Origin of the sequence: Micromonospora halophytica, from assembly GCF_900090245.1 — a bacterium.
GTDB classification, from domain to species: domain Bacteria; phylum Actinomycetota; class Actinomycetes; order Mycobacteriales; family Micromonosporaceae; genus Micromonospora; species Micromonospora halophytica.
The window spans coordinates 220,278-237,279 of the sequence record NZ_FMDN01000003.1 but is presented as its reverse complement, the minus strand read 5'-3'; the positions used below and the strand labels follow the sequence as shown (position 1 = coordinate 237,279).

General features: G+C 72.7%; 15 protein-coding genes. 6 read left to right on the top strand and 9 right to left on the bottom strand.

The annotated features are described in order from the left end of the window. The first annotated feature begins 139 nt into the window (after positions 1-139). Complete coding sequence (locus GA0070560_RS06245; protein WP_091292437.1) at positions 140-3,406, top strand: S8 family serine peptidase; 3,267 nt, start codon at positions 140-142, stop codon at positions 3,404-3,406. A gap of 121 nt (positions 3,407-3,527) precedes the next feature. On the opposite strand, the gene GA0070560_RS06240 is transcribed toward GA0070560_RS06245, so the two are convergent. Both GA0070560_RS06240 and GA0070560_RS06235 read right to left on the bottom strand, forming a co-directional pair. Beyond that, on the bottom strand, positions 3,528-3,977 hold the full coding sequence (locus GA0070560_RS06240) for a hypothetical protein (RefSeq protein WP_091292435.1): 450 nt from the start codon (positions 3,975-3,977) through the stop codon (positions 3,528-3,530). Positions 3,978-4,018: 41 nt separating this feature from the next. Further along, on the bottom strand, positions 4,019-5,008 hold the full coding sequence (locus tag GA0070560_RS06235; RefSeq protein ID WP_091292433.1) for a 4-hydroxy-3-methylbut-2-enyl diphosphate reductase: 990 nt from the start codon (positions 5,006-5,008) through the stop codon (positions 4,019-4,021). A 142-nt stretch (positions 5,009-5,150) separates the two neighbouring features. Here GA0070560_RS06235 and xseA point away from each other — a divergent pair, with 142 nt between their 5' ends. Continuing rightward, positions 5,151-6,377: an exodeoxyribonuclease VII large subunit gene (xseA, locus tag GA0070560_RS06230; RefSeq protein ID WP_091292431.1), complete on the top strand. Its 1,227-nt coding sequence runs from the start codon at positions 5,151-5,153 to the stop codon at positions 6,375-6,377. Further along, on the top strand, positions 6,377-6,589 hold the full coding sequence (locus tag GA0070560_RS06225) for an exodeoxyribonuclease VII small subunit (RefSeq protein ID WP_091292990.1): 213 nt from the start codon (positions 6,377-6,379) through the stop codon (positions 6,587-6,589). Before xseA ends, GA0070560_RS06225 begins: the two co-directional genes overlap by 1 nt. 108 nt (positions 6,590-6,697) lie before the next feature. Here the strand turns inward: GA0070560_RS06225 and GA0070560_RS06220 are convergent, their stop codons facing one another. Both GA0070560_RS06220 and GA0070560_RS06215 read right to left on the bottom strand, forming a co-directional pair. Then, a complete protein-coding gene (locus tag GA0070560_RS06220) occupies positions 6,698-7,543 on the bottom strand; it encodes a hypothetical protein (RefSeq protein WP_091292430.1) in 846 nt (281 codons plus the stop codon). Between the two features lie 220 nt (positions 7,544-7,763). Next, the gene (locus GA0070560_RS06215) at positions 7,764-8,552 is read right to left on the bottom strand and encodes a DUF4245 domain-containing protein (protein ID WP_091292428.1); all 789 of its coding nucleotides are present in this window, start codon (positions 8,550-8,552) and stop codon (positions 7,764-7,766) included. Positions 8,553-8,710: 158 nt separating this feature from the next. On the opposite strand from GA0070560_RS06215, the gene glpX reads away from it, so the two are divergent. Then, on the top strand, positions 8,711-9,742 hold the full coding sequence (gene glpX, locus GA0070560_RS06210) for a class II fructose-bisphosphatase (RefSeq protein ID WP_091292426.1): 1,032 nt from the start codon (positions 8,711-8,713) through the stop codon (positions 9,740-9,742). Then, positions 9,739-10,710 (top strand): DMT family transporter, encoded by a 972-nt coding sequence (locus GA0070560_RS06205; RefSeq protein WP_091292424.1) that lies wholly within the window; start codon positions 9,739-9,741, stop codon positions 10,708-10,710. The genes glpX and GA0070560_RS06205 overlap by 4 nt, the downstream gene beginning before the upstream one ends. A gap of 12 nt (positions 10,711-10,722) precedes the next feature. Here GA0070560_RS06205 and GA0070560_RS06200 read toward each other — a convergent pair whose 3' ends face one another. Beyond that, complete coding sequence (locus tag GA0070560_RS06200) at positions 10,723-11,640, bottom strand: NAD-dependent epimerase/dehydratase family protein (RefSeq protein WP_091292422.1); 918 nt, start codon at positions 11,638-11,640, stop codon at positions 10,723-10,725. 142 nt (positions 11,641-11,782) lie between these two features. Between GA0070560_RS06200 and GA0070560_RS06195 the strand changes: the two genes are divergently transcribed. Continuing rightward, a complete protein-coding gene (locus GA0070560_RS06195; RefSeq protein WP_091292420.1) occupies positions 11,783-12,472 on the top strand; it encodes a TetR/AcrR family transcriptional regulator in 690 nt (229 codons plus the stop codon). Between the two features lie 41 nt (positions 12,473-12,513). Here GA0070560_RS06195 and GA0070560_RS06190 read toward each other — a convergent pair whose 3' ends face one another. From GA0070560_RS06190 to phoH2, 4 genes are all read right to left on the bottom strand, one after another. Then, positions 12,514-13,482 (bottom strand): NAD(P)/FAD-dependent oxidoreductase, encoded by a 969-nt coding sequence (locus tag GA0070560_RS06190; RefSeq protein ID WP_091292418.1) that lies wholly within the window; start codon positions 13,480-13,482, stop codon positions 12,514-12,516. 118 nt (positions 13,483-13,600) lie between these two features. Further along, positions 13,601-14,254, bottom strand: a complete 654-nt coding sequence (locus GA0070560_RS06185) for a rhomboid family intramembrane serine protease (protein ID WP_091292417.1) — start codon at positions 14,252-14,254, stop codon at positions 13,601-13,603. Positions 14,255-14,369: 115 nt separating this feature from the next. Beyond that, a complete protein-coding gene (locus tag GA0070560_RS06180) occupies positions 14,370-15,062 on the bottom strand; it encodes an aggregation-promoting factor C-terminal-like domain-containing protein (RefSeq protein WP_091292415.1) in 693 nt (230 codons plus the stop codon). 276 nt (positions 15,063-15,338) lie between these two features. Continuing rightward, complete coding sequence (phoH2, locus tag GA0070560_RS06175; RefSeq protein ID WP_091292413.1) at positions 15,339-16,754, bottom strand: RNA 5'-3' helicase PhoH2; 1,416 nt, start codon at positions 16,752-16,754, stop codon at positions 15,339-15,341. Positions 16,755-17,002 lie beyond the last annotated feature (248 nt).

Here is a 17,002-nt window from a genome sequence, read left to right as displayed (position 1 = left end):
GTGACAGTGCGCACCCGTGCATGTCACGATGGGGTCACAACATACCGGCCGGTAGTGACACCGGAGCTACGCAGCACAAAGGATTTCGCTCACGCGTGCCCTGTCATCTCAGGGCCCTGTTCTCTGGAGGAAAGAGAACGTGAGCAAACCCCGAAACCTGAGCCGGCGTACCTCCGCCGCGCTCTTCGCGTCGGTCGTGGCGGCGAGCGCCGTGACCGTCGCGGGTGGTGCCGCGACCGCAAGCGCCGCACCCTCCCGCCCCAGCGCCGCGCCGGCCACCCCCGTGGAGGCGTTGGGGTCGCACGACGCCAAGCTGCTCGCCGAGGCGGAGGCCGAGAAGGCCCCCACCGTCACTCTCATCGTCGCCACCGAGAAGGGTGAGGCCAAGGACGTCGCCGAGGACCTGAAGGGCCTGGGCGCCGCCGTCACCGAACGGTACGACACCATCGGCTACGTCCTGGCCAAGGTGCCCACCGACAAGGTGGTCAAGGCGGCCACGCTGCCCGGCGTCTCCGCAGTCGACCTCGACGAGAAGATCCAGCGGCCGGACCCGAAGCCGGAGGCCGCCCCCACCGGACGGAAGGCGGCGAAGCAGGGCACGACCCTCCCCGGGCCGGGCGAGGCCACCCGCGCCGCCAACCCCTACATGCCGGCCAACGAGACTGGCGCCGTCCGCTTCGTCGAGCAGCACCCGGAGTGGGACGGCCGGGGCGTCACCATCGGCATCATGGACTCCGGTGTGGACCTCGACCACCCTGCTCTCCAGCGGACCACCACCGGTGAGCGCAAGATCGTCGACTGGGTCACCGCAACGGACCCGTTCGAGGACGCGACCTGGCGTCCGATGATCACCGAGGTGACCGGTCCGTCGTTCACCGCGGCCGGCGCGACCTGGACCGCTCCGGCGGGCACCTACCGGTTCAGCACCTTCCGTGAGTCGATCACCGCCGGCAGCGAGCCGGGCGGCGACGTCAACCGGGACGGCGACACCACCGACGTGTGGGGCGTGCTCTACAACCCCGCCACCAACGACATCTGGGTGGACGTCGACCTGGACCGGGACTTCACCGACGAGGCCCTGATGCGGCCGTACAAGGAGAAGTTCGACGTCGGGCACTTCGGCACCGACAACCCGGCGACTGGGGTCCGCGAGCAGATGCCGTTCGTGGTCGAGTACCGCGAGGACGTCGACACCACCCCGCTCGGCGGCCCGGGCCTGGTCGACTACGTCAACATCGGCATCGTCGAGGACGCGCACGGCAGCCATGTCGCGGGCATCACCGCCGCCAACGACATGCTGGGCAACGACGCCTTCGACGGAGCCGCGCCCGGCGCCAAGGTGGTCTCCTCCCGCGCCTGCACCTGGGGCGGCGGCTGCACCTACGCGGCGCTCACCACCGGCATGGCCGACCTGGTGATCAACCGCAAGGTCGACGTGGTCAACATGTCTATCGGTGGCCTGCCGGCGCTCAACGACGGCAACAACGCCCGCGCGGAGCTGTACAACAACCTGATCACCACCTACGGCGTGCAGCTGGTCATCTCGGCCGGTAACAGCGGCCCGGGTCTGAACACGGTCGGCGACCCGTCGGTCGCGGCCAACGTGATCAGCACCGCGGCCAGCATCAGCAAGGACACCTGGCTGGCCAACTACGGCTCGGTGGTGCGGGCGAAGAACGCGCTGTTCAACTTCTCCTCGCGCGGCCCGCGTGAGGACGGCGGCTTCAAGCCGAACATCACCGCGCCCGGCTCCGCCATCTCCACCATCCCGGTCTGGCAGGCGGGCAGCCCGGTCCCCGAGGCCGGCTACGCGCTGCCGCCGGGCTACGGCATGTTCAACGGCACCTCGATGTCCTCCCCGCAGGCAGCCGGCGCCGCCGCGCTGCTGCTGTCGGCCGCCAAGGCGACCGACAAGGGCGTCACCCCGGCCGCGCTGCGCCGGGCCATCTACAGCTCGGCCAAGCCGATCAAGGGCGTTCCGACGTACGGCCAGGGCTACGGCATGGTCAACGTGCCGGGCGCCTGGAAGCTGCTGCGCAAGGGCGTCGAGACCCGCTCGTACACCTCCGAGGCTCCGGTCTGCACCGTGCTGTCGGAGCAGCTGTCCACCCCGAACCGCGGCACGGGCGTCTACAACCGCTGCGCCTCGGTCGAGGGCGGCCAGAAGGTCGGCCAGAGCAAGACCTACCAGGTCACGCTCACCCGCACCAGCGGGCCGGCCGGCTCGGTCAGGCACAACGTCACGCTGCGGGGCAACGACGGCACCTTCAAGGCGCCGAAGACCGTCTCGCTGCCGCTGAACAAGCCCGTCACCGTCACCGTCACCGCCAAGGCGAAGGCGGCCGGTGCCCACGGCGCCCTGATGCTGGTCGACGACCCGAAGACCAACACGGTCGACTTCGAGGTCTCCCTCGTGGTGGTCGCGTCCGTCGACACCCGTGAGCCGAGCTACGCGTTCTCGGCCGAAGGTTCGGTGGACCGCAACGGCGTCACGTCGTACTACGTGACCGTGCCGCCGGGTACCGGTGCGCTGCAGGTGAACCTCTCCGGCATCGCCACCGGCTCGCAGACCCGCTTCATCGCCTTCAACCCGTACGGCGTTCCGGTGGAGAGCACCTCCAGCCTGGCCTGCTTCACCAACTTCTCCAACCCGGCGACCTGCAAGCCGCAGGAGCGGGACTACCAGAACCCGATCCCGGGCGTCTGGGAGATCGAGGTCGAGTCGCGTCGTACCTCGCCGTCGCTGAACAACCCGTTCCAGCTCACGGTGCGGATCCAGGGTGTCGCGGTCGAGCCGGCCGTGGTCGAACTGCCGGCGGTCGACGCCGGTGAGGCCACCCCGGTGACGTGGGACCTGACCAACACCTTCGGCCCGGTCTCGGTGGCCGGCCAGGGCGGTCCCCTCTCCAGCGTGCGCAACGAGCGGCCGACGATCGCGGAGCTCGGCACCCAGGAGTTCACCGTCGAGGTGCCGGAGGGCGTCAGCCAGTTCACCGCCCGGATCGGCAACCCGGCGAACGCCGCCGCCGACCTGGACCTGTACGTCTTCCGGGGTGACACCGCGGTCGGCCAGTCCGCCGACGGTGACTCCGAGGAGGCGGTGACCCTCGCCAATCCGGCGCCCGGCACCTACCGGGTGGTCGTCGAGGGCTACGCGGTCGACGGTGCCGGCGGCAGCACGGCGTACGACTACCGGGACTCGTTCTCGTCGTCGGCGCTGGGCAGCCTGTCGGCCCCGAGCACCCCGCTCACCCTGGCCCACGGCGCCACCGCCACCCTCACCGGTACGGTGACCGCCCTGGCCGCCCCGGCCGACGGCCGGGAGCTCTACGGCGAACTGGCCGTGGTGACCACCGAAGGCGCGGTCGTCGGCCGCAGCGCGGTCTCCATCGGCGCCGTGAACTGATCCGTCCGTAGCACCCGCCGGAGCCCGTCCCCGAATGTCGGGGGCGGGCTCCCGCGCTGGGGATCCCCGTCGGGGGGCGGGCCTCCTGCCGTCGTGTGTGCGGTCGCGGACGCGGGGTCGGTCAGGACCGGCGGGCGGACTCGACCGTGAAGGGGGTGCCCTGCTGGCAGGTGGTCATCATGTCGGGCTGCGGCTTGCCGGTGACCGTCACCTTCGCACCCGGGGTCAGCACGTCGCGGGGACCGCCGATGAGCTGGAAGCCGTCGAGCATGAGACAGCCCGGCTCCACCCCGGCCTCGACGGTGCCGGAGATCGTGTTCGCGCCGGGGCCGGGCGGCAGGCTGGGGCCGGGCGTCGGCCGCTTCGTCGGCGGCAGCGCGGTCGCCGGGTCGCTCGGCGGCGGCGCGCTGGGGCCGGTCGGGTCGGCCGGGTCGGTGCTGGGCGCGCTGGTCACCGGCGATCCTTCCGAAGGGCTGGGCGTGCCCGTTCCGTCGCCCGCGTCCTGGCCGCCGCAGGCGGTCAGCGCCGCGCAGGCGACCAGCGCGGCGAAAGCCATCCGAGGAGTCTTCATACCCCCTCTGACGTGCCGTGGCGCCGATCCGTTCCGGATGGTCAGCCCCGAACCGCCGCCGCGGCCTTCATGTCCCGCTTGAGCTCCTGCGGCAGCGAGAAGGTCAGCCGCTCGTTGGCGGTGACCACCTCGTCCACGTCGGTGAAGCCCCGCTCGGCCAGGTGCGCCAGCACCTCCTGCACCAGTTCGTCCGGCACGCTGGCGCCGGAGGTCAGGCCGACCGTGGTGGCCCCCGCCAGCCAGGCGTCGTCGATCTCGTGGGCGAAGTCGACCAGGTGACCGGCGCGGGCGCCCGCGTCCAGGGCCACCTCGACCAGGCGTACCGAGTTGGAGGAGTTGCGCGAGCCGACGACGATCACCACGTCGCACTCGGGGGCGATCTCCTTGACCACGTGCTGCCGGTTGGAGGTGGCGTAGCAGATGTCGTCGCTGGGTGGCGACTGGAGCAGCGGCAGCCGCGACTTGAGCCGGGCCACGGTCTCCATCGTCTCGTCCACCGACAGGGTGGTCTGGGAGAGCCAGACGACCTTGTTCGGGTCCCGCACGGTGACCTTGTCGACGCCCTCGGGGCCGTCGACGAGCTGGATGTGCGCGGGAGCCTCACCGGCGGTGCCGACCACCTCCTCGTGCCCCTCGTGGCCGATGAGCAGGATGTCGTAGTCCTCCGCGGCGAACCGCTTGGCCTCCTGGTGCACCTTCGTCACCAGCGGGCAGGTCGCGTCGATCGCCTTCAGCGAGCGCGCCTTCGCCTGCTCGTAGACCTCGGGGGCGACGCCGTGCGCGGAGAAGATGACGGTGGCGCCCTCCGGCACCTCCTCGTTCTCCTCCACGAAGATCGCGCCCTGCGCCTCCAGGGTCCGCACCACGTGCTTGTTGTGCACGATCTGCTTGCGCACGTAGATCGGGGCGCCGTAGAGCTTGAGCGCCTCCTCGACGGTCTGCACCGCCCGGTCCACGCCCGCGCAGTAGCCGCGGGGCTTGGCCAGGAGCACGCGCTTGCCGGTCCGGGGAGTCGTCTCAGCCTGAGTCACCCGACCATCGTACGTGGCCGCGTCCGCGCCGGCAGGAGGCCGCAGCCGGGGTACGGGAGGAGGCGCTCACCGCCACCCCGGCGAGCAGCACGCCCGGTCGGGCCTGCCGCAGGTCGTCGGAGCCTGACCGTAGGGTGGGCGGGTGACCGACGCCCCGCGCAGCACCCCCGAGGAGCCCTGGCCGGTCCGGGTGGTCAGCCAGAAGGTCGGCGCCTGGATCGCCCGGCTCGGCTGGGTGTGGGTGGACGGGCAGGTCGCGCAGATCAGCCGGCGGCCCGGCGCCAGCACCGTCTTCCTCACCCTGCGCGACCCGTCGGCCGACCTCAGCCTCACCGTCACCACCAACCGGGACGTCCTCGACTCCGGCGCGCCGGAGCTGCGCGAGGGCGCCCGGGTGGTGCTGCACGCCAAGCCGGAGTTCTACGCCGCGCGGGGCACCCTCAGCCTGCGCGCCGACGAGATCCGCCAGGTAGGGCTCGGCGAGCTGCTGGCCCGGCTGGAGAAGCTCAAGAAGCTGCTCGCCGCCGAGGGGCTCTTCGACCGGGCGCGCAAGCGCCGGCCACCGTTCCTGCCGCAGCGGATCGGGTTGATCACCGGCCGGGCCTCGGCGGCCGAGCGGGACGTGCTCACCAACGCCCGGCGGCGCTGGCCGGCGGTCGAGTTCCGCACGGTCAACGTGGCGGTGCAGGGGCCGGGCGCGGTGCCGCAGATCGTGGACGCGCTCAAGGTGCTCGACGCCGACCCGACCGTCGACGTGATCATCATCGCCCGGGGCGGCGGCGGCATCGAGGACCTGCTGCCCTTCTCCGACGAGGCGCTCTGCCGGGCGGTCTTCGCCTGTCGTACGCCGGTGGTCAGCGCGATCGGCCACGAGACGGACGCGCCGCTGGTCGACTACGTGGCCGACGTGCGCGCGTCCACCCCCACCGACGCGGCCAAGCGGGTCGTCCCGGATCTCACCGAGGAGGTACGCCTCATCGGCCAGGCCCGGTCCCGGCTGGAACGCGCGGTCCGCAACCTGGTCGACCGGGAGCGGCACCGTCTCGACCTGCTGCGGTCCCGCCCGGTGCTGTCCCGCCCGCAGGTGATGGTGGACCAGCGTGCCGCCGAGGTGACCGCGCTGCGTGACCGGACGGGCCGCTGCCTGGACCATCGGCTCGGCGCGGCCGGCGACGACCTGCGGCACACCCTGGCCCGGCTGCGCGCCCTCTCCCCCGCCGCCACCCTCGACCGTGGGTACGCGATCGTGCAGCGCGCGGACGGCCACGTGGTCCGCGCGGCCGGCGAGGTCGCCAAGGGGGATCCGCTGCGGGTACGCCTCGCCGAGGGCGAGTTGACCGCGACCGTCGACGAACCGAGGGAACCGTGATGGTGGACGAGAAGCCGGACGAGCGGCTCAGTTACGAACAGGCCCGCGCCGAACTGGCCCAGGTGGTCGAGAAGCTGGAGGCCGGCGGCACGTCGCTGGAGGAGTCGCTGGCGCTCTGGGAGCGCGGCGAGAAGCTGGCCGCGATCTGCCAGCGCTGGCTGGACGGGGCGCGGGCCCGGATCGACGCCGCCCGCCAGTCGGCGGCCTCCTGATCAGGCCGGGCAGGTTCTTGATCGACTCCGTTTCGCGCAGACGGCGGTATCCGCGTCCAGGGACACCGCCATCTGCGCGCAACGGGGTGGGCCGGCACCCGACGCCGGTCAGTCGAACAGGTGGTAGAACTCCTGCGGCGCCTCGACCACCTGATCGGCCGGCGGCTTGCGGGCCGCGGTGGCGTTGCCGTAGTCGGAGTAGGTGACCTTGATCTCCTGGGCGGCGTTCCGGCCGGCCGCCGGGATCCGGACGACCATCTCGCTGAGCCGGCCCTGCGGGTCGAGTTTCGCGGTGAACGGCACCGATTTCGCCTGCTGGCCGAGGGCGGTGATCACCGACTGGTCCACCGACCCGGCCTCGGCCGCCTTCGACACGTCGAGCGTGCCGGCGTAGCTGCCCTCGCCGGTCTGCCGGACCTCGGTGATCCCCTGGGTCAGCACCTCGCTGCCGGCCGGGTCGATCTTCTCGAAGTCGAAGCCCAACGCCTTGTTGCCCTTGATCCGGTTCTGGTCGAGGTGCTGGTACTTGCCGAGGTTGAGCTTCTGCACGCCGGGGACGCTGTTGGCGGAGCTGCCACCGAGTTCCAGCTTCACCCAGCTGTCCGGCCTGTAGTGGATCAGGTCGAGCTTCATCATCAGGTCCGAGGACGCGTCGCCGATCATGACGCGCATCTCGGCGCTCTGGCTCGGCTCGTGCACCTGCCCCTCGGCGGTCGAGCCGGCGCCGGACATGCTGAACCGGAAGTTGCCGTTGCGGATCTCGTTCGTGGAGTTCAGCAGGGCCTGCCTGGCGTCTCCGCTCACCGCGCCGGTCGCGCCGGGCGAGGCGCTGCCGGAGACCGTGGGGGACGCGGAGGCCCCCGCCTCGCCGGTCCCGGTGCTGTTGCAGGCGGCCAGACCAGGGGTGAGGAGCGTCGCGGCGAAGACCGCCGCGCTGAATCGCCGAATGGTCACGTGAACCTCTCAAGGATCGTCCGGCCCGCGCGGGCGCCGGAGGCGTGGCGTCGGGGCCCTGCTCCTGCCCCGGCGCACGAGTCCCGTCCGGCCGAGGCGAGCGAGCCGGCGAGGTCGCGTACCTTCTGTTCCCTGACGCCGCGTTCGGCAATCCCTGTCCGGACCACCCGGTGGTGGGACGGCGGTGGGGGCACGATGCCGGGCCCACCCGTGGATCCCGTCAGCGCAGCGCCCCGGCGAGCTGGCGCAGTTCGTTCTCCCGCGCGTCACCGACCACGATCACGGTGCGGTCCGGTTCGAGCAGCACCAGCGCCTGGTCGTTGCCCCGGCCGGTGTACCGCTGCCAGTTGCGCCCGCCGACGTCGGTGGGGCCCTGGGGCTGCCCCTGGGCGGTCAGCTCGTTGGGGAGCAGCTTCTCCGGCGGGACGTTGCTCTGCACGAGCTGGACCCCCCGCCCCTCCGGGGTGAGGTAGCCGACGCGCAGGTTGGCGCCGCCCTCGACGGTGCGGTAGCTGGCGCTGACCGTACGCCAGTCGGAGTCCAGCCCGGCCGGCTCGCTGACCGGGAAGGCGTTCGCCGAGCGGGCCAGCTCGTAGGTGGGGGCGGTGTCGACGACGGTCGGCTGCTCGCCACCGAGGAAGCCCCGGTAGAAGGCGAGCAGCAGGGCGATCGGCACGAGCAGCACCAGCAGCGACAGCGCCATGTCCCGGGGCGAGCGCTCGGAGCGGGCCTTCTCCCGACCGGCCGGCCGACCACCCGGACGCGCGGGCGGCACGTCCGTCTCGGCCTGGTCCGGCTCGACCAGCGCCGGCTCCCCGGGGCCCGCGGCGGGCGGCGTCTCGACCAGCGCAGCCTCCGCCCCGGCCGGGCCGGCGTCCGACGCCCCCGGGCCGGTCGAGGGCCGGGTCCCGGCCGCCGCGTCGGTCGCCCCGGTCGGGGTCACCGGCGGCTGGCCGTCCGGCGGGGTCGGATCGGCGGGTACGCGGTCGGCAGGCTGTGCGGGTTCCACCGGTCCATTCTCGCAGCCGTCCCGGCTGGGGAGATCCGGCCCACCTCCGCCCCGCTCCGACGGCGGACCTGTCATCGTGTGAGGATCAGCGACACAGCCGGCAGCGGCGACGCCGCACCCTGCCGGTCCACCCCGCAACGTCGCGAGGAGGAAGCCGTATGACCAACGCCAGGACGCGGATCCCGCAGGATCTCGACCGCAACCTTGCCCTCGACCTGGTCCGGGTCACCGAGGCCGCGGCCATGGCCGCCGGCCGGTGGGTCGGCCGGGGCGACAAGGAGGGCGGCGACGGGGCAGCCGTCGACGCGATGCGCAAGCTGATCAACTCGATCCCGATGCGCGGGGTGGTGGTGATCGGCGAGGGCGAGAAGGACAACGCGCCGATGCTCTTCAACGGCGAAGAGGTGGGTGACGGCAGCGGTCCCGAGGTGGACGTCGCGGTGGACCCGGTGGACGGCACCACCCTGATGAGCAAGGGCATGCCGAACGCGCTGGCGGTGCTGGCCGTCTCCGAGCGGGGGGCGATGTTCGACCCGAGCGCGGTCTTCTACATGGAGAAGCTGGCCGTCGGCCCGATGTACGCCGACGTGGTCGACATCAACGCCGGGCCGGCGGAGAACATCCGCCGGATCGCCAAGGTCAAGGGCACCGACGTCTCCGAGGTCACGGTCTGCATCCTGGACCGGTCCCGCCACGACGACCTGGTGAGCCAGATCCGGCGTACCGGGGCGGGCATCCGGTTCATCTCCGACGGTGACATCGCCGGCTCGATCGCCGCCGCCCGGGGCGAGTCCGACGTCGACGTGCTGATGGGCATCGGCGGCACCCCGGAGGGCATCATCTCCGCCTGCGCGCTCAAGTGCATGGGCGGGACGATGCAGGCCAAGCTCTGGCCGCGCGACGCCGAGGAGCGGGAGAAGGCGCTGGCCGCCGGGCACGACCTGGACCGGGTGCTCGGCACCGACGACCTGGTCACCGGCGACAACTGCTTCTTCGTCGCCACCGGCGTCACCTCCGGCGACCTGCTGCGCGGCGTGCGGTACCGGGCCGGTGGGGCGTACACCCAGTCGATCGTGATGCGTTCCAAGAGCGGCACGATCCGGGTGATCGACTCGTACCACCGGCTGGAGAAGCTGGCTCTCTACTCGGCCGTCGACTTCGACGGCCGGCCGCTGGCCGAACAGGAGTGAGCGCGACCGGGACGGCGGTCCGTCCGACCGTCCCGGCATCCCGGCGGATCACCGGCGTCGGGTTGGCGACCGCGTCGGGCGTCGCCGTGGCCGTGCAGTCCCGGATCAACGGCGAGCTGGGGGTACGCCTGGCCGACGGGATCGCCGCCGCGGTGGTCTCGTTCGGATCGGGCCTGCTGGTGCTGCTGGTGCTGGTCCCCGCCACCCCGGGCGGGCGGCGGGGACTGCGTGCGCTGCGGGCGGCGCTGGGCGAGGGGGCGCTGCGCCCGTGGCAGTGCCTGGGCGGGTTGTGCGGCGCGTTCCTGGTCGCCACCCAGGGGCTCACCATCGGCACCCTGGGGGTGGCGGTCTTCACCGTGGCCGTGGTCGCCGGCCAGTCGGCGAGCAGCCTCGCCGTCGACCGGGCCGGGGTGGGCCCGGCGGGCCGCCATCCGGTCACCACCGCCCGGCTGGCCGGCGCGGTGCTGACCGTGCTCGCCGTGCTGCTGGCGGTGGGTGACCGGCTCGGTGACCCACAGACCCTGGCGCTGGCCGCGTTGCCGCTGCTGGCCGGGGTGGCCGTCGCCTGGCAGCAGGCGGTCAACGGCCGGGTCCGGGCGGCGTCCGGCAGCGCCCTGACCGCCACGCTGGTCAACTTCACCGTCGGTACGGTGGCCCTGCTCGCCACCTTCGCCGTCGAGGTGGCGGTACGCGGCCGCCCGGCCGGCGCCTTCCCGGGCGAGCCCTGGCTCTATCTGGGCGGGACGATCGGCATCGTCTTCATCGCGATCGCGGCGGCGATCGTCCGCTTCACCGGGGTGCTGCTGCTCGGCCTGGCCACCATCGCCGGGCAGATCGTCGGGGCCGTACTGCTGGATCTGATCCTGCCGACCGCGGCCTCGCGCCCGGGGCCGGCGACCCTGGCCGGCGCGGCGCTGACCCTGGTCGCGGTGCTGGTGGCGGCGCTCGGGCCGGTGCCGCGTCGCTGACCTGCGCCCGGTTCAGCGGCGCAGGGCCTCGACGGTCTCCTTGACCGCCCGGTCCAGCGGGGTCGGTTCCACGCCGAGGGTGGTGGTGGCCGCCGCCGAGTCCATCAGGAACGGCCGGTCGAACTGGTAGGCGGTCTCGCGCAGTTCACGCGCCGTGGGGTCGACCAGGCCGCCGAGCCAGAGCACCGGGTAGGGCATCCGGGTCAGCTTGGGCGCGGGCGCGCCGACCAGGGCCGCCGCCCGGGCGGCCAGTTCACGCATCGACTCGGCGGGCGCGCTGGGCACGTGCCAGGCGCGTCCCCAGGCCCGCTCGTCGGTGGCGGCGGCGACGAGAGTACGGGCGACGTCGTCGATGTAGGTCCAGGTGTGCGGGGCGTCCCAGTTCACCGGCAGGTACACCCGCCGCCCGGCGAGCACCCGCGGCAGCACCATCATGGCCAGCGACATGCCTCCGGCGCCGAGGTAGTCGGAGCCGCGCACCTCGGTGATCCGGGCCCGACCGGCCTGGTGGGCGGCGAGCGCGTCGGCCCACATCCGGTTGCGGACCTGCCCCTTGATGCCGGTGCAGGCGAGCGGGGTGGTCTCGGTCATCGGGCCGTCGACCGGGCCGTACCCGTAGAGGTTGCCGACCGTGGCGAGCACCGCGCCGGTCCGCTCGGCGGCGGTGAGCAGCGACCCGGCCAGCGGCGGCCAGTCGGTCGGCCAGCGGTGGTAGGCGGGGTTCGCGCAGTTGTACAGGGCGGTAGCGCCCTCGGTGCGGGCGGTGAGCGGGCCGGGGTCGGCGGCGTCGGCGGCGATCCGCTCGACGGCCGGGTGCTCCGGACCGGTGCCGCGCCGGGTGACGATGCGGACCCGCTCGCCCCGCTCGGCGAGGAGCCGGGCGGTGGCGGTGCCGACCGGGCCGGCCCCGACGATCACATGCAGCGACATGGGAACACCTTTCGAAGCGTCAGTACGAACCGAGAGCAGCGCTCTCGTCGTGCCACCACAGCATGACTGTCATCCCACCGTGCCGTCAAGAGCAGCGCTCTCTCTTTTGATTGCCGCTCCAATCCGTGGCAGAGTGGACCGCATGCCCGCTGCCTCCATCCGCGCCCGGGTCCGTGCCGAGATGATCGACGAGATCAAGGCGGTGGCCCGGCGGCACCTGGCCACCGACGGCGCCAACCTCTCGCTGCGCGCGGTCGCGCGGGACATGGGCATGGTCTCCTCGGCCCTCTACCGCTACTTCCCGAGCCGGGACGACCTGCTCACCGCGCTGATCCTGGAGGCGTACGACGCGCTCGGCGACGCCGTCGAGGCGGCCGACGCCGCCGTCGACCCGCGTGACCTGCGCGGCCGGTGGCACGCCGCCTGCCGCGCCGCCCGGGACTGGGCGCTGGCCCACCCCGCCGAGTACGCCCTGCTCTACGGCAGCCCGGTCCCCGGGTACGCCGCCCCGGACGACACCGTCCTGCCGGCGCAGCGCCCCCCGACGACCCTGGTCGGCATCCTCGGTGACGGGTACGCCGACGGTCGGGTCACCGTGGCCGACGACGACCTGCCCGAGCCGGTCCGCGCCGACCTGGCCGAGATCACCGCCGGGCTCTTCCCCGGCCTGCCGGAGTCACTGCTGGCCCGGGTCATGGCGGGCTGGACGCAGCTGTTCGGGCTGATCAGCTTCGAACTCTTCGGCCGGCTGAACCGGGCCGTGCCGCACCGGGAGGCGTACTTCGACCACCAGACGGGACTGATGGCCGACCTCATCGGCCTGCCCCGCTGACGGCCGGGCCACCAGGCGCGACCCGGGGTGCCCGACCCGGGTCAGCCGGCGTCGGAGGAATGACCGGGGAAGAGGTGGGCGGTGGGATCGATCACGACGGCCGCGTTGTTGACCGCGGTCGCCGCCTCGCCGAAGCCGGTGGCGATGAGGCGCACCTTGCCCGGGTACTCGGTGATGTCCCCGGCGGCGAAGACCCGGGGCAGGTTGGTCGCCATCGCGCTGTCGACGACGATGTGGCGACGGTCCAGCCGCAGCCCCCACTCGGCGAGCGGACCCAGGTCGGCGGTGAAGCCGAGCGCGGCGACGACCGCGTCGACCGGCAGGGTCTCGGCGGCCCCGCCGCGTACGGTGATCTCGGCGGCGGTGACCGCGTCATCCCCGTACAGCTTCGTCACCTCGGCGTTCACGATCACCCGGACCGGTGACGCCAGCACCCGGGAGACCGTGCCCGCATGCGCCCGGAACCGTTCCCGGCGGTGCACCAGGGTCACCGAGCGGGCCAGCGGTTGCAGGGTCGCCGCCCAGTCGAAGGCCGAGTCGCCACCGCCGACGATCAGCACGTCCCGCCCGGCCAACGCGGCCGGCTCCGGGACGAAGTAGACGATCCCGCCGCCGACGAAGCTCTCCGCCACGGGCAGCGGACGCGGGCTGAAGCTGCCCAGCCCGCCGGTGACCACCACCGCCCCGCAGCGCAGCTGCTCCCCGCCGGCCAGGCCGAGCACCGGTCGCCCGTCGACGTGGGAGAGCTTCTCGGCGCGGCAGCCGAGCAGGTACTCCGGGTGGTAGGGAGCGGCCTGGGCGACCAGGTTGGCCACCAGGTCCCGCCCCTTGACGGCGGGGAAGCCGGCGACGTCGAGGATCAGCTTCTCCGGGTACATCGCGGTGATCTGCCCGCCCGGCTCGGGCAGCGCGTCGACCACCGCCACCGACAGCCCCCGGAACCCGGCGTAGTACGCCGCGAAGAGGCCGGTCGGGCCGGCTCCGATCACCGCGACATCAACCTCGCGCATGGGCGTACCGTCGCTTTCCGCTTGGCGGATCAACGTGTGCTGATGTCGACGGTAGGCCCGCCGCCCCGGCCGGGCAAGCATGTTCCACTCCCGCCGCGTGCCGGCGGGTCGGCTCGGTTCAGGGCAGGGAGAGCGGGGACTCCGGGTGGTTCGACCCGTACGGCTCGGGCCGGCGACGCCGGAACAGGATCGCCGCGACGATCCCGCCGAGCAGCCCGAACAGGTGACCCTGCCAGGAGATGCGTTCGTCGGTGGGGAGGATGCCGAGCAACTGCCAGCCGTAGAGCAGGCCGACCAGGAGCACCACGGCGAAGTTCCACCAGCTCCGCTCGACGATGCCCCGGGTGAGCAGGATGCCGAGGTAGCCGAAGATGACCCCGCTCGCGCCCACCACCACCGAGTTGGGCGCGCCGGTGAACCACACCCCGAGCCCGCTGACCACGATGATGACCAAGGTGGACCAGAGGAAACGCCGGGTGCCGGCGGCCAGCACGAAGGTGCCGAGCAGGATCAGCGGGATGCTGTTGCTGTAGAGGTGGTCGAAGCCGTGGTGCAGGAACGGTGAGAAGAAGACCCCGTCGAGCCCCTGGATACGCAGCGGGATGATCCCGGCCGCGACGTCGAGGCCGAAGCCGAGCCCCTGGTCGAGCGCCTCGATGAGGAAGAGGAAGGGCACCACCGCGCACATGGCGACGAAGGCCCGGCCGAGCGCGGCGTAGAACGCCTCGGTGCCGAACCGGTTCGGGTCGCCGCCCATCGGGTGCAGGGTCACCTGAACAGAGCTACCAGCAATCCCGGCCGACCGCCACCTGAGCGGCCCACCGGCGCCCGGTACGGCGACGGCGGGGTGTGTGGCTGCCCACACGCCCCGCCGTCGCCGTGGTTGGTCAGTACCAGCCCACGCGCTGGCTGTGCGACCAGGCGCCGCACGGGTCGCCGTAGCGGCCCTCGATGTAGCCCAGGCCCCACTTGATCTGGGTGGCCGGGTTGGTCCGCCAGTCGTCCGCGACCGTGCCCATCTTGCTGCCGGGCAGCGCCTGCGGGATGCCGTACGCCCCGGACGACGGGTTCTGGGCCTTGTGGTTCCAGCCGCTCTCCTTGGTCCAGAGCTTGTCCAGGCACGGCATCTGGTCGATCTTGAAGCCGGCGTCGAGCAGCAGCGCGCAGCCGATCTCACGGTTGCCGCTGAACTCGTTGCAGGAGGCGGGGATCGGGCCGGTGAACGGCTTGGTCTCGGCCTCCTTGGCTGCCTTCTCGGCCGCCTCCCGGGCCTTCTTCCGGGACGCGGCGGCGGCCTCCGCCTGGCGGGCCCGCTCGGCCGCCTCCTTGGCCGCCGCGGCGGCGCGAAGCTTCGCCTGGTACTCGGCGGCCCGCTGCTTGGCGGACTGCACCCGGTGCTCGGCCTGCCGCTCGCGCTGGTAGTCGTACTCGGCCTCGTCGACCACCAGGCCGACCTGCGCGGTGAGGCCCTGTTGCTGGGTTTCGCGGTCTTCGCCCAGGTAGAAGCCGCCGGCAACGCCCACGGAGAGCAGCGCGACAGCAGCCGTACGGGCGCCGAACCGGCTCCACAGCCGACTCACGAAGTGGTCCCTTCGTCGGGGGCAAGGACGCGGCGGCGGCCGGCCCGTGCGGGCGCGGTCGTTGCCGCGAGCGCCCCGACCGGAGCCGGTCGCCACCGACGCACCGACCCTCGCCGGGGCCCGTCCTGGGGTGGGACGAACGATGCTCGACGATCTTGTCGGGGCGTGGGCGCTCGTTGGACACCATCGCGCACAGTGAGGCTGATGGGAAACGCCCACGCCCCTTTGTGACTTCCGCCACTAAGTGAATGGGGACGAACAGCGACAAAACGCCACTCAGTGCGGGATGTCCTCCAACAGATCCGTCACCATGGCCGCGATCGGCGACCGCTCGGAACGGCTCAGCGTGACGTGCGCGAAGAGCGGATGCCCCTTCAACGCCTCGATCACCGCCGTCACGCCGTCGTGCCGACCCACCCGGAGGTTGTCCCGCTGCGCGACGTCGTGGGTGAGCACCACCCGGGAACCCTGCCCGATCCGGGACAGGACGGTGAGCAGCACCCCGCGCTCCAACGACTGCGCCTCGTCGACGATGACGAAGGCGTCGTGCAGGCTGCGACCCCGGATGTGGGTCAGCGGCAGGACCTCCAGGATGCCCCGGGAGGTGACCTCCTCCAGCACGTTCTCGTGCACCACCGCGCCGAGGGTGTCGAAGACCGCCTGCGCCCAGGGCGACATCTTCTCCGACTCCGAACCGGGCAGGTAGCCGAGCTCCTGACCACCGACGGCGTACAGCGGGCGGAAGACGATCACCTTCTTGTGCCGGCGGCGCTCCATCACGGCCTCCAGACCGGCACAGAGCGCCAGCGCGGACTTGCCGGTGCCGGCCCGACCACCCATCGACACGATGCCGATCGACTCGTCCAGCAGCAGGTCCAGCGCGATCCGCTGCTCGGCGGAACGGCCGTGCAGCCCGAACGCCTCCCGGTCACCGCGGACCAGCCGCACGGTCTTGTCCGGCAGCACCCGGCCCAGCGCCGAGCCGTTGGCCGAGTGCAGCACCAGGCCGGTGTGGCAGGGCAGCCCGGCGGCACCGTCCACGTCGAGCGCCTCGCCCGCGTACAGCCGGCTGATCTCGTCCTCGCCGAGCTCCAGCTCGGCCATGCCGGTCCAGGTCGGGTCGCTGGCCTGGCCGTGCCGGTACTCGTCGGCCTTCAGGCCGACCGAGGCGGCCTTGACCCGCAACGGCATGTCCTTGCTGACCAGGGTGACGTCCCGCCCCTCGGCGGCGAGGTTCAGCGCCACGGAGAGGATCCGCGCGTCGTTCGACTCGTTGCGGAAGCCCGGCGGCAGCACGCCGTCGTCCGAGTGGTTCAGCTCGACCTTGAGCGTGCCCCCGGCGTCGTTGGCGGGCACCGGATGGTCCAACCGCCCGTGCCGGACCCGCAGCTCGTCGAGCATGCGCAGGGACTGGCGGGCGAACCAGCCCAGCTCGGGGTGGTGACGCTTGCCCTCCAGCTCGGAGATGACCACGAGGGGCAGCACCACCTCGTGCTCGGCGAAACGGTGGAAGGCCGCCGGGTCGGAGAGGAGCACCGACGTGTCCAGGACGAAGACCTGGCCGGCTGGTCGGGGCTCCTCGGTGCCGGCCGGAGCAGCGGCCGTCGTCCGGCGGCTCCGGGTGGCTCGGCGGGTCGTGGCAGTCGCAGCCGGGATCGGGTCGGCACCGGCGGTCGTACGGCGAGTGGTCACAGGCCTGCTCCGACGGATGGGCACCCGCCACCCGCGTTCCGCCTCCTCCGGTGCCCGGGGACACGGGGTCGGATGCGGAACCCCGTGCGCGAGGTCGCAGTTCCGGGCGGACCGGCTGGCCCGGGAGAACCCCGCGCCATGTCTAGACGCTAGCGGCGTCCGGCCCCGGCGGCTAGTGGTGACGGTGGATCCCGCCCGTCCGGGAGATGAACGGCAGCGGCGGACCGGCCGGGATGCATGCCCCCTGC

What these genes read in the sequence shown, in the direction of transcription:
- GA0070560_RS06225 (WP_091292990.1), top strand. Translation starts at nt 6,377, where the DNA reads ATGGTGGACGAGAAGCCGGACGAGCGGCTCAGTTACGAACAGGCCCGC.
- GA0070560_RS06240 (WP_091292435.1), bottom strand. Translation starts at nt 3,977, where the DNA reads ATGAAGACTCCTCGGATGGCTTTCGCCGCGCTGGTCGCCTGCGCGGCG.
- glpX (WP_091292426.1), top strand. Translation starts at nt 8,711, where the DNA reads ATGACCAACGCCAGGACGCGGATCCCGCAGGATCTCGACCGCAACCTT.
- GA0070560_RS06190 (WP_091292418.1), bottom strand. Translation starts at nt 13,482, where the DNA reads ATGCGCGAGGTTGATGTCGCGGTGATCGGAGCCGGCCCGACCGGCCTC.
- GA0070560_RS06200 (WP_091292422.1), bottom strand. Translation starts at nt 11,640, where the DNA reads ATGTCGCTGCATGTGATCGTCGGGGCCGGCCCGGTCGGCACCGCCACC.
- GA0070560_RS06195 (WP_091292420.1), top strand. Translation starts at nt 11,783, where the DNA reads ATGCCCGCTGCCTCCATCCGCGCCCGGGTCCGTGCCGAGATGATCGAC.